This window comes from Pseudomonas sp. FSL R10-1339, assembly GCF_009600545.1.
GTDB lineage: Bacteria > Pseudomonadota > Gammaproteobacteria > Pseudomonadales > Pseudomonadaceae > Aquipseudomonas > Aquipseudomonas bubulae.
On sequence record NZ_WIVQ01000264.1, the window covers coordinates 1 to 503 of the forward strand.

The 503-nt window shown below is 51.9% G+C and carries 1 protein-coding gene; it reads right to left on the minus strand.

Annotated features, from left to right (window positions below; genetic code table 11):
- On the minus strand, positions 1-231 hold a 231-nt coding region (locus GHO03_RS24735; protein ID WP_153400706.1), incomplete at its 3' end, for a PAS domain S-box protein.
- Positions 232-503: the final 272 nt, after the last annotated feature.

Consider the following 503-nt stretch of genomic DNA (forward strand, 5'->3'; position numbering starts at 1 on the left):
GGTGTACGGCTCTTCGCAGAAAATCCGGTGATGTTTACCGCGAATCTCGTCGATGGCGTAACCCGTCACCGCGCAAAAATTGTCGTTGGCTTCAAGAATGGTACCGTCAGGGGCGAATTCAATGATGGCCATTGAACGACTAATCGCCTGAGTCCTGGCGGTCATTTCATCCAGAGAACAACTGAGGCGTTTATTTTCGAGCAGGTCGGCTTTGCGGTGTAAATCGAACATGGCTCAATCCCTTGGGGGTGCTGTCTATTGATAATTCAAACGATTCAAGACACAACAAACCGCCTGCGCACTTAGCCCTAAATGCCAGAGCTCACGCACCTCGGAGATTCAAGCACTATTGATTGAGCCCCGCAGGCAGTGAGCATAGCCAGACTACGCAGAGCCGCAAGCACAATGCCATCAGTCTGTGACTTACACCGCATCCCGCGGATACTCGCCTTTTGAACATTGCATATAGCGCGTCGAGCCGTTGTATATACTGCGCGCGCCAT